Annotated in this window: 11 protein-coding genes and 1 pseudogene; 6 read left to right on the top strand and 6 right to left on the bottom strand. The window is 60.9% G+C overall.

The window, feature by feature from the left end:
• Nucleotides 1-77 precede the first annotated feature (77 nt).
• Complete coding sequence (locus N8H71_RS12920; protein ID WP_262194283.1) at nucleotides 78-392, bottom strand: DUF2388 domain-containing protein; 315 nt, start codon at nucleotides 390-392, stop codon at nucleotides 78-80.
• Nucleotides 393-641: 249 nt separating this feature from the next.
• Here N8H71_RS12920 and N8H71_RS28860 point away from each other — a divergent pair.
• Nucleotides 642-1,400 (top strand): annotated as a pseudogene (locus N8H71_RS28860) (MCP four helix bundle domain-containing protein); the annotation flags it as partial.
• The gene (locus N8H71_RS28855) at nucleotides 1,392-2,255 is read left to right on the top strand and encodes a methyl-accepting chemotaxis protein (RefSeq protein WP_431768312.1); all 864 of its coding nucleotides are present in this window, start codon (nucleotides 1,392-1,394) and stop codon (nucleotides 2,253-2,255) included. The pseudogene N8H71_RS28860 and the gene N8H71_RS28855, both read left to right, overlap by 9 nt.
• 38 nt (nucleotides 2,256-2,293) lie before the next feature.
• Here the strand turns inward: N8H71_RS28855 and N8H71_RS12910 are convergent, their stop codons facing one another.
• Nucleotides 2,294-2,719, bottom strand: coding sequence for a nuclear transport factor 2 family protein (locus N8H71_RS12910; RefSeq protein WP_262194281.1), 426 nt, complete (start codon nucleotides 2,717-2,719; stop codon nucleotides 2,294-2,296).
• Nucleotides 2,720-3,150: 431 nt separating this feature from the next.
• Here N8H71_RS12910 and mqo point away from each other — a divergent pair, with 431 nt between their 5' ends.
• Nucleotides 3,151-4,800: a malate dehydrogenase (quinone) gene (mqo, locus tag N8H71_RS12905; protein WP_262194280.1), complete on the top strand. Its 1,650-nt coding sequence runs from the start codon at nucleotides 3,151-3,153 to the stop codon at nucleotides 4,798-4,800.
• A gap of 67 nt (nucleotides 4,801-4,867) precedes the next feature.
• On the opposite strand, the gene N8H71_RS12900 is transcribed toward mqo, so the two are convergent.
• Nucleotides 4,868-5,296: a nuclear transport factor 2 family protein gene (locus N8H71_RS12900; RefSeq protein WP_262194279.1), complete on the bottom strand. Its 429-nt coding sequence runs from the start codon at nucleotides 5,294-5,296 to the stop codon at nucleotides 4,868-4,870.
• 345 nt (nucleotides 5,297-5,641) lie between these two features.
• Nucleotides 5,642-6,250, bottom strand: a complete 609-nt coding sequence (locus tag N8H71_RS12895) for a hypothetical protein (RefSeq protein WP_262194278.1) — start codon at nucleotides 6,248-6,250, stop codon at nucleotides 5,642-5,644.
• A gap of 206 nt (nucleotides 6,251-6,456) precedes the next feature.
• Between N8H71_RS12895 and N8H71_RS12890 the strand changes: the two genes are divergently transcribed.
• Nucleotides 6,457-7,668, top strand: a complete 1,212-nt coding sequence (locus tag N8H71_RS12890) for a helix-turn-helix domain-containing protein (RefSeq protein WP_262194277.1) — start codon at nucleotides 6,457-6,459, stop codon at nucleotides 7,666-7,668.
• Nucleotides 7,669-7,700: 32 nt separating this feature from the next.
• Nucleotides 7,701-8,333: a Vgb family protein gene (locus N8H71_RS12885; protein WP_262194276.1), complete on the top strand. Its 633-nt coding sequence runs from the start codon at nucleotides 7,701-7,703 to the stop codon at nucleotides 8,331-8,333.
• A gap of 4 nt (nucleotides 8,334-8,337) precedes the next feature.
• Here the strand turns inward: N8H71_RS12885 and N8H71_RS12880 are convergent, their stop codons facing one another.
• Both N8H71_RS12880 and N8H71_RS12875 read right to left on the bottom strand, forming a co-directional pair.
• On the bottom strand, nucleotides 8,338-9,204 hold the full coding sequence (locus tag N8H71_RS12880; RefSeq protein WP_262194275.1) for a CAP domain-containing protein: 867 nt from the start codon (nucleotides 9,202-9,204) through the stop codon (nucleotides 8,338-8,340).
• 129 nt (nucleotides 9,205-9,333) lie between these two features.
• Entirely contained in the window at nucleotides 9,334-10,104 is a 771-nt protein-coding gene (locus tag N8H71_RS12875; RefSeq protein WP_262194274.1) for an alpha/beta hydrolase, read from the bottom strand.
• A 111-nt stretch (nucleotides 10,105-10,215) separates the two neighbouring features.
• On the opposite strand from N8H71_RS12875, the gene N8H71_RS12870 reads away from it, so the two are divergent.
• A complete protein-coding gene (locus N8H71_RS12870; RefSeq protein WP_262194273.1) occupies nucleotides 10,216-11,160 on the top strand; it encodes an aldo/keto reductase in 945 nt (314 codons plus the stop codon).
• Nucleotide 11,161: the final 1 nt, after the last annotated feature.

Below are 11,161 nucleotides of genomic sequence, written 5' to 3'. Positions count from 1 at the left end.
TGGTTCCCCGGCTGCCATCCATCGGCACGGCGCTAGGGTGGCGAGTCCGTCAGCCACCGTCGCCCGGCGTGCGGGTGTTACTGCGACAAACCTTCGTAGTGCACGAGGATCGCGTTGGCCAGGTCCTCGTCGCTGGCGTTCAGGCCAGGATTGCTCTGACGAACCTGTTGCAGCACCGACTCCAGATACACACCACGAATGGCACCGCCACTGGCGACGAATGCAGACAAGTCGTCACGGGCCGGAATCACCATTTTGTGATCCTTGAAGGTTGAATACAGCGAAGCAGAGACACCTGCCGAAGTGGCGACATCACCCGCGTCCACTTTGGCGAAGGCTGATCCGAACGGCAGGCACAGCATGAGAGACGAAACGAGTAATAAACGGCGCATGACGGTGTTCCTCCAGCAGCGTAAAGCGAAAAGGAAGTACCACATAATGTGAGAGGTGCGCGGTGACGCCGGAGTTCAATGCATTGGCGTGAGCGGTATCGGAGAGCAAAGCGAGAACTGCCGCACAGTGCGCTTTTTTACGTCAGGTGGCGACACACGTTGAGACGCTCCGGCGCGGCGGGTTCATGGAAATAGGCTTAACTGAACTGTTGAAAGGCGTCATCGGGCGCAACCAGGGAGGAAACCACGGTGTCGATCAAACTGCGTTTGGTGTTGCTGATTGCGACCAGCCTGCTGACGGCGTTGATCGTGAGCCTGGTCAGTTACGTCGGTAATCAACGGATGGCGTCGGCGGTCAGTGACAACGCGGTCAGCATGAGCGCGCTGCGCAACCACATGGAGGCCGACATGATGCACGACGCCCTGCGTGCCGATGTGTATTCGGCGATGCTGGTGGGGCTGGGCAAAAGCACGAGTACGGCGGACGAGGTGCGCAGTTCAGTTGAAGAGCATGCGGCACATTTTCGCGAGGTGCTGGGTGAAAACCTCAAGCTGCCAGTCAATCCGACAATCAAGTCCGCGCTGGAGCAAATCAAGCCGAGCCTCGACACCTACATCAGCGCCGGCGAGCAGATCGTCGGTCTTGCACTGGAAAACCCGGACGCCGCCCAGCAGCATCTCGGGACCTTCAGTACCGCGTTCAGCCAGCTCGAAGAACAGATGGCCGCCCTCAGCGAGCTGATCGAATCCAATACCCGCCAGACCAGCGAAGGCACCGCGGCGGCGATCCGCAATGCCAATATCGCGCTCGGCGTCGTCCTGGTCGCCAGTCTTTTGCTGCTGTTGGTTCAGGGCCGCTGGGTGATCCTGAGCATCATGGGGCCACTGAAATCCGCCAGTCGCATCGCCGAAAGCATCGCCCACGGCAACCTCAGTGAACCGATCGCCGAACCGTCCGGCAAGGACGAAGCCAGTGCGCTGATCCGCACGCTGGCGACCATGCAGAGCGACCTGCGGGACATGATCGACGTGGTGCGACGCAACGCCCACGGCGTCAGCGGCATGAGCGAACAACTGAGCCACGGTTGCCATCAGGTGGCCGACAGCAGTCAGCAGCAAAGCACCGCCGCCGGCACCATGGCCGCTGCCGCGAGCCAGATGACCGCCAGCATCGAGGAAATCACCCGCCACGCCGAGCTTGCGTTGAACATGGCCAGCCAGGCCGAATCGCTGGCGAAGAACGGCGGGCAGGTGATCCACCAAGTGGTCAGCGACATGGACGACATTGCCCGTTCGGCGCAGCAGTCGGCACAGGTGATCCGCACGCTGGATCAGGAATCGGAAGGCATCTTCAATATCATTCAGGTGATCAAGAGCATCGCCGACCAGACCAACCTGCTGGCGCTCAATGCCGCCATCGAGGCCGCCCGGGCGGGGGAGCAGGGCCGGGGCTTTGCGGTGGTGGCCGATGAGGTCCGCAGCCTCGCCGCACGCACCAGCGCATCGACGCAGGAAATCGCCGCGATGGTTGCACGTATTCAGAACAGTACCCGCGAAGCTGTCAGCAGCATGGAGGCCGGTGTCGCCCAGGTCGACAAGGGGATGGCGGTCACTGCAGACGTGGAACGCGCCATCCGAGAAATCCTCGACGCGACGTTGAACACCACGCAACTGGTCAACGACATCACCCGCACGATCGGCGAGCAAAGCCAGGCGAGTAACGAGATTGCGCATCAGGTGGAGATGATCGCCGGAATGTCGGAGGGCAACAGCCGGGTGATCGGCGAGACAGCGACTACGACGGATGAGTTGTCGAGTCTGGCGGGGAGGCTGGCGCAGTCGGTGGATCGGTTTCGGTTGTGAGAAAACTCTGCCGCCCCGCAAGCGGCAGAGTTCATTTTTCAGAACTTGTAAGCCTGACGCCCCACCAACAACCACTTCCCGCCCTGCTTCTGCCAGATCTGGAAGTTCTCGATTTCAGTCGGTACGACCTCGGTGCCTTTCAGAGCCTGTGCGGAAAAATGATGGCGTACCAGCGCAGTGTCTCCGGACAGGGTGATGGTCTGGTTTTGCATCTCCAGCGTCTTGAATGCGCTCTTGCCGGTTTCGATATCGGCAATGAAGGCTTTCTTGTCCTGAATCTTGCCGCTGGAGTGGCCGTAGGTGAGGTTGTCGGCGGTCAGGGCGTTCAGTTCGGCGACGTCCTTGTGCAGCATCGCCTGGGTCAGGTGGTCGACGGCCTGAGCGACGTCCTGTTCGGCGGGGGCGGCGGCGACGTATCCGCTGAAGACGCAGAATAGACCGAGTAGCAGTTTGGCTTTGTTCATGGGCATTCCTTGTTGTTGTAGGTAGTCGAGACGGCTGATTATTTGTCAGTCGTCGTACAACTTAGCAGGATTTTTGGGTAGACAGAAAGTCCTTCAGGAACCATTCGAAAACTATCCGGTCGCGAACAGACGCGCGGGTTTGCCCTGACGTGATATTCTTCGCCCCACTTGGCTTGACCCAATTCCGTCTGGCACGCCGTTTGGCGAGCCGACAGAACCCCTGTCGCTCAAGTAGCTGAAGCCAATAATGATAAGAAGTCAGTTCAGAAGGGACATATAACTGAGGTCGACGCAGCCTGTCGGCCTTGTGTGCCCACCCGTCAAAATTGAAGTGTGCCGGAACCCGCGACGCTGGCCTGAGTGTCGCAAAGCAGGGGACCTCATACGTACAACAGCGGCGGGCGGAAGGCGTTTTATCATAGGTGCAACAGATGTTTAAGAAAGTGAACACAGCCTTGCTTGGGCTGGCTTTGTCGATGGGGCTGTCGTCCGTTCATGCGGAAGAAGCAAAGAAAGTCGATGTGCTGTTGATCGGCGGCGGCATCATGAGCACCACCCTGGGTGTGTGGATCAATGAGCTGGAACCGACCTGGTCGATGGAAATGGTCGAGCGCCTCGACGGCGTCGCCCTGGAAAGCTCCAACGGCTGGAACAACGCCGGTACCGGTCACTCCGCACTCGCCGAGCTGAACTACACCCCGGAAGACGACAAGGGCAATGTCACCATCCCTAAAGCCGTCGAAATCAACGAAGCGTTCCAGGTTTCCCGTCAGTTCTGGGCCTGGCAGGTTCGTCAAGGCGTCCTGAAGGACCCTCGTTCGTTCATCAACACCACTCCGCACATGAGCTTCGTGTGGGGCGATGACAACATCAAATTCCTGAAAAAGCGCTACGAAGCCCTGCAAGCGAGCCCGCTGTTCGCCGGCATGCAGTACTCCGAAGACCCGGCTGTGATCAAGAAGTGGGTTCCGCTGATGATGGAAGGGCGTGACCCGAACCAGAAAATCGCGGCCACCTGGAGCCCGCTGGGCACCGACATGAACTTCGGCGAAATCACCCGCCAGTTCGCCGGTTACCTGCAGACCAAGCCTAACTTCGACCTGAAACTGTCGAGCGAAGTCCAGGACATCACCAAGAACGCCGATGGCACCTGGCGCGTCAGCTACAAAAACCTGAAAGACGGCACCAAGACTGAAACCGACGCCAAGTTCGTGTTCATCGGCGCCGGCGGCGGTGCACTGCACCTGCTGCAGAAGTCGGGCATTCCTGAAGCCAAGGAATACGCTGGCTTCCCGGTAGGCGGCTCGTTCCTGGTGACCGATAACCCGGCCATCGCCGAACAACACCTGGCCAAGGCCTACGGTAAAGCTTCGGTTGGCGCGCCTCCGATGTCCGTTCCGCACCTGGACACCCGTGTCCTGGACGGCAAGCGCGTCATCCTGTTTGGCCCGTTCGCGACTTTCAGCACCAAGTTCCTGAAAGAAGGTTCGTACCTGGACCTGCTGACCAGCACCACCACCCACAACATCTGGCCTATGACCAAGGTCGGCATCAAGGAATACCCGCTGGTCGAGTACCTGGCCGGTCAACTGATGCTGTCGGATGAAGACCGTCTGAACGCGTTGAAGGAATACTTCCCGAACGCCAAAGCCGAAGACTGGCGCCTGTGGCAAGCCGGCCAGCGCGTGCAAATCATCAAGCGTGATGAAGCCGCTGGCGGCGTTCTGAAACTGGGCACCGAAATCGTTGCTTCGCAAGACGGTTCGATTGCCGGCCTGCTGGGCGCATCGCCAGGCGCGTCGACTGCTGCACCGATCATGCTGAGCGTGCTGCAGAAGGTCTTCAAGGACAAGGTCGCTACCCCTGAGTGGCAAGCCAAGCTGCACCAGATCGTTCCAAGCTACGGCACCCAGCTGAACAACGATCCAGCCAAAGTGGCTGAAGAGTGGGCTTACACCGCCAAGATCCTGCAACTGCCAACCCCTCCGGTGATTGGTCAGGCTGCAGCTCCAGCGGCGGACGCCTCGGCTGAAAAAGCCCTGGCTCCAAAAGAAAGCGCTGCACGTGACATGGCTCTGTAATCCAGACGCCTGACACACGAAGCCCACTGAACCGGTGAAGGTCAGTGGGCTTTTTTGTGTCCGGAATTCAGGCCTTGGCGGCAGCCAGATAGGCTCCGAGTCGCCGGCCCATCTCTTCGCCCAGCGCCTGCAAACCGCTCAACGGCCGTACCATAACCTCGAACTCGACAATCTTTCCGTGCTCATCGAAACGGATCATGTCGATGCCTTTGAGCTCTTTCGCTCCCACTTTGGCGCTGAATTCCAGCACCACATTCAGGCCATCGGCCGTCGCCAGTTCTCGGTGGTATTTGAAGTCTTCGAACACATTGAACACGGTGTTGAGGATCATCGAGACCACAGGCGCGCCGGGGTAGGGCGTATGCGCCATTGGCGAGCGAAACACCGCTTTGGGATCGAGCAACTCGGGCAGGGCCTTGAGGTTGCCGGTGCGGATCATCTCGTGCCAGCGGTTCAGGGATTCGGCGACGTTGGGGTGCAGGTTCAGGTCGGACATGGTTTCACTCCTGTATTTTTGTTGTCTTTGCACGGCGCCCATGACTCTAGATCAAAGCGGCGCAATGGAAACCATCTGTACCGATCTGAATATCGACCCATGCGCCAGCCCGATCCATCTGATCCGCTTTTTCCTGTCGAATCTGCATCTGTAACCATCTCAGCCATGCGCCCAAAATACCCCTGCCGTTCGGCCATACGCGACGCGCTTCATTCCGAAGCGCCCGGTGCGCCGGACATTCAGTATTCAGGAGGCCTTCATGGCTAAGATGGCGATTTTCCTCGGCGGCTTTCTTGTGTTGACCATCATGATCGGCGTCCTTGCCACGATTTCTCCGGTCTGAGATCAGCAGTTGAGCAGCGGCATGTGGCGCTCTTCACGGACTTTGAAATGGATCGGCGCGGTCGGGATTTTTTCTCCATTCAGGAAGAGATCCGGTAGCGTCAGGATGAAATCGTCCATTTCACCGTCCCCCAAGGGCGTTCCCGGGGAATAAATATCCAGCTTCGTTTCACGCGGGTCGAAACCGGTTTTCAGGTGTTCGATCGTGACCGTATAGGACTTGCCGTTGGCCAGTTGCACGGTGGCCTCAGGCGACGCCGCGCTGATCCAGAGTGCCGGAGGAGGGGTTTCGTTGGCGATCTTGCGTTGTTCCGCTGTTTGCAGGTTACGCATGTACGGGGGCGTGTAGAGGTAAACGTACATCCGCAACTCGGTGTCCGTGGAGAGGTGGGAGTCGGGTTTGGTTGGCATGCCCGGCAACGGCGCATAGACGAGAAGATGAACCCAGTCGAGCGCCTTTGAAGCGGTCTTGTACCTCATGGACGGCTTGGCGCCGGGACATGTCCTGACCAGCAGCGCGTGCTCGCCCACGGTCGATTCCGGATATAGAAAGGGGCCCGTGCTGCAGGCCGCGAACAATGGGAGCAACAGGTACAAGGCAAGACGTTTCAAATGATCGGCTCCATGATGGACTGTTTTCCTTTCCCAGCCGACGCAGATTAACTGAAGCGCCATGGATGTGGCGTGTGATCTAATCCCGGCCCTTTTACCCAGCAAACGGATTTCCCGCTGTAACGCGACCACACAGACAAAACCGCATTCGGTATTAGACTCCACCCACGATCTGATACCGGAATGCCTTGCATGTCGGACTTCCCATGGACTCGCTGATCAACGCCGCCGGCCGCGCACTGGCGGTGGGGGATCCGTTGGCGGCGCTGAATTTCGTTGCCCTGCGCGAAGACCCTCCAGCGCTGGCCCTGCGCGGGATCGCGATGGCGCAACTTGGCGATATGACGCGGGCCAAGGCATTGCTGCAACGAGCGGTGAAAGCGTTTGGCGTCAACGAGCCATTATCCCGGGCGCGTTGCGTGGTGGCCGAGGCCGAAGTGGCGCTGGCGGCGCGGGATCTTCGCTGGCCGGTCGAGGCGCTGGAGGCGGCGCGACGGGTCTTGCAGGATCATGGCGACGGCGTAAATGCCGCGCATGCGCGCTGTTTGCAGATTCGTCGGCTGCTGCTGATCGGCCAGCTGGAAGCGGCTGAAAAGCTGCTCGGTGAACTCGATCCTGCACCGTTACCTCCGGCTCTGCACGCCGTCCATGAACTGATGAACGCCGGGATCGCTTTGCGCCGGGTGCAGGCGCACAAGGCGCAAACAGCGCTGGAACGCGCACAACGGGCGGCACAGTCGGCTGCTATTCCAGCGTTGTCGGCGGAGATCGGGCACGCCCGGCAAGTCCTCGAAGCTCCCGCTGCCCGATTGATCGTTGCCGGTCAGGTGCAAGCGGTGACACTTGCGCAAGTTGAAGCGTTGTTTGCCTCGCCGGCGCTGGTGGTTGATGCCTGTCGCTACAACGTTTGCGGTACAGGAATGACCGTGGCGCTGGCCACACGGCCAGTGCTGTTCAATCTCGTTCGGCTGCTTGCTGAAGCCTGGCCTGGAGATGTTCCGCGAGCGACGCTGGTCGCCAAAGCCTTCCGATTGAAACTTGATGACGAATCCCACCGCGCCCGGTTGCGGGTCGAGATCGGCCGGTTGCGTGCGGCGTTGCAGCCGTTGGCCGGGATCGCCGCGACTTCCCGTGGTTATGCACTGATTGCGCAAGACGTGGCATTGCTCACGTTACCGCTCGAAGACAAATACGCCGCGCTGCTGGCACTGCTCGCCGACGGCGAGGCATGGTCGAGTTCGGCACTGGCGCTCGCGTTGGGCAGCAGCCAGCGTCAGGTACAGCGAGGGCTTGAAACGCTGGCGGCGCAAGACAAGGTTCAGTCGTTCGGCGTTGGCCGTGCACGACGCTGGCTGACGCCGCCGGTGCCGGGTTTCGCGACGATCTTGTTACTCCCGGTGTCGCTGGGCAATGGCTAGGCTGGACTCACCCACTCAACGAGGAAACCAGCATGAAACAGGCAAGTGCAGAAATCCTTCGGGAATACGGCCCGTTTGAAGGTGTCGACGGTGTCCATGGCGTGACCTTCGATGGCCGGCAAGTCTGGTTCGCCAGCGATGGTCAGCTCAACGCTTTGGACCCGGCCAGCGGCGAAACCGTGCGCACGATCAAGGTCGGCGCCGATGGCGGGACCGCGTTCGATGGCCAGCACCTTTACCAGATTGCCGACCGCCGAATTCACAAGATCGACCCGGCCACCGGGCGTGTGCTCCATACCATTCCGGCTCCGGGTGACGGTGGCGATTCGGGCATGGCCTGGGCCGAGGGCTCGTTGTGGGTGGGGCAATACCGCGACCGCAAGATCCACCAGATCGACCCGGACACCGGGAAAACCCTTCGTACCCTCGAATCCAATCGTTTTGTCACCGGCGTCACCTGGGTCGACGGCGCGCTGTGGCACGGCACCTGGGAAGGCGATGAAAGCGAGATCCGGCGAGTCGACCCAAGCAACGGCGAGGTTCTGGAAAGCCTGACGTTGCCCAGCGGAATCGGCGTCTCCGGGCTGGAGGCCGATGGCGCTGAGCGCTTCTACTGTGGCGGCGGGAACAGCGGCAGGGTGCGGGCGGTGCGTCGGCCGAAGTGAGCGCTCAAGGCGCCCCGAACAGCATCGTCCAGTAAACCCCTTCATCACTGCGAGCCTCACTGGCAAACCCGGCGCCGACCTGGGTGAACATCGGGTTCATCAGGTTGGCGCAGTGTCCGGGGCTGGCCAACCAGCCGGCCATGGCCTTGCCCGGTGCGCTTTGCCCGGCGGCGATGTTTTCGCCGATCTGCCGGCCACGGTATCCGGCCGCCCGGGCGCGATCTGCCGGGCCATCACCGTCTGGATCGCGGTGGGCGAAATAGTTGCCGTAGGCCATGGCCTTGCTGTGGCCCTGAGCGGCGGCGCCGAGTGCCGGGTTCCAGCTCAGGGGGCGGGCAGCGGCGAAGCGCTGACGACCGCACATTCGCGGACGTGCACGGGCGGCGTTGACCTCGGCCAGCAAGGCCTTGCCGACGCTGCGATTGTCGCCCACGCGACTGTCGAGCACCGGCCGGGCCAGCACCACTTGCCATTCGCTGCGGGCACGGCTGATGCCGATGTCGGCGTACTGATCGTCGAGCAATGCGCCGCAGTAGTCGTCTTGCAGCATATCGAAAGCCTCTTCGGCGTCCTGCGCGCCGACAATCCGGATGCTGCGCACCGCCACGGCCGCATAGCCGGAGTCTTTCAGTCGTTCGCGCAATCCACCGCTGTAGCCATAGCCGACCGGCAACGCCAGGTTCGACTTCAGTGTCAGCGGCGCCAGCCGTTGGGCCGGGCGCCGGTCGCAGCGTTGCGGATGGGCGCGGTAATCGTTGATGGCGGCCACCAGTTGCCGCTCGGCGCCGGCGTGTGCAGTGGGAGAAAGCAGTGGAGAAAGGATCAGCAGGCACAGCGAAACGAAGCGAGACGAACGGACGGCGTGGCGCATGGGACGCAAAGCTCTGAAAAAGGTAGCGCTGATAGGGAGTTAGTCGCGAATGCGGCGCGAGTAGGACTGGCCTTTTTGCACTTGGTTCACGAAGCGCCGCGAGGTTTTGACAGGCCGCCGACGAAGTGCTCAGCGATTCAGCACATCCTCCATCCATTGCAGATATTGCGGCCGTTCGGAAATCGAATTGTGTGCCGATTCCGGCACGACCTTCAGCGTCGCCACGCCTTTGGGAAAGTGCCCCAGCAATCGTTCCGAGCTGTCCCTTGGGATCACCTCATCATCACTTGCAGCCAGCAACAGCGTCGGCACGCGGATGTGTGCCGCGTACAGACCAGACTGGAAACGATCCTTGAGCAACCACTTCACAGGCACCCACGGGTACTGACGGGTGGCGATTTCTTCAAGGCTGTTGTAGGGCGTGACCAGAATCAGCTGTTTTGCTGGTCGTTGACTTGCCAGCCGCACCGCCACGCCGGAGCCGAGACTGCGTCCGATCAAGGCAATCTGCGGATGACTGGCGTAAACCTGATCGAACAGCGCCAGCGCATCCTCGGCGATCGCCTCTTCGGAGGGTGAGCCGCCGCTGTCGCCAAAACCCCGGTAATGCAGCAAATACAACGAATAGTCAGGGAACGCCTCGGAAAACTCCGACAGGTTGCGCGAAACGTCTTCGGCATTGCCGCCGAAATAGATCAGCGCTCTCGGCCCCGCGCGCTCGCGCACCGTCACGCGGATTTCTGCATCGGGCATTGTCAGGATCATCCGCGAATCCGGCGAACCCACCGCCGCAGGCTGGGGAAACCAGATCAGCGCCCGCTGAAATACGAACAGTGCCGTGCACAGAATAAGGTAGACAGCGACGATCAATGCGACGAGTGACAACAGGGTTCTGGACATTCGACTAACTTTAACGAGGCGCGCAGGTTGGCTGTCGCAGTGTAGTCCAACGGTTTTGCGGGCTGCGTCAAAACACAAGGTGCAACAGATCCACACGGCAAGGGCGCCAGCATGAACCACACTGAGGAATATTCCCGCCGCCGGTTGTTGACGCTGGCCGCCGGGGTGTCAGCGGTTTTCACCTTTGACCGGGCGCTGGCCGCCATTACGTCGCCTTACGCCACAGGAGCCCAGACCATGCAGACCCGCGCCATCCCTTCGAGCTCCGAGCCACTGCCGCTGGTGGGGTTGGGCACTTATCGCGGTTTCGACGTCGCGCCCGGCGATCCGGTTTACAAACAATTGCCGGCGGTGCTCGCCGAGCTGTTCAAAAAGGGCGGAACGGTGATCGACAGCTCGCCCATGTACGGTCGCGCCGAAGAAACCACTGGCGAATTGCTCTCGATCCACGAACCACGCTCGCCGGCGTTTCTGGCGACCAAAGTCTGGACCCGGGGCCGCGAGGAGGGCATCGCGCAGATGGAGCAGTCCTTCAGCCTGCTGCGCACCGAGCGCATCGACCTGATGCAGATCCACAACCTGCTCGACTGGCAAACCCATCTGCCGACCCTGCGCGACTGGAAAGAGCAGGGCCGTATCCGCTACATCGGCATCACCCACTACACGCCGTCAGCCTATGACGAAGTCGAGGCCGTGCTCAAGGCCGAGAAGCTGGATTTTCTGCAAATCAATTACGCCCTGGACGATCGCGGTGTCGAGAAACGCATCCTGCCGTTATGCCGCGAGCGCGGGGTGGCGGTGATCTGCAACCGGCCGTTCGGCGGCGGCAACTTGCTTGCGCGACTCAAAGGCAAGCCGCTGCCGGGTTGGGCGGCGCAAGTGGGGGCGAAGAGCTGGCCGCAACTGGCGCTGAAATTCCTGCTGGCGCATCCGGCGGTGATCTGTGTGATCCCCGGTACCAGTAACCCTGTGTATATGGCCGATAACGCCGGCGCCGGGTTCGGCCTGATGTTGACCGATGCGCAGCGGCAGCAGTTGATTGCATTGGTGGGTTAGT

Source organism: Pseudomonas koreensis (assembly GCF_025447595.1).
In the GTDB taxonomy this organism is placed as follows: Bacteria; Pseudomonadota; Gammaproteobacteria; order Pseudomonadales; family Pseudomonadaceae; genus Aquipseudomonas; species Aquipseudomonas koreensis_H.
The sequence above is the reverse complement of the archived record's forward strand: the minus strand, read 5'-3'. Positions and strand labels throughout refer to the sequence as shown.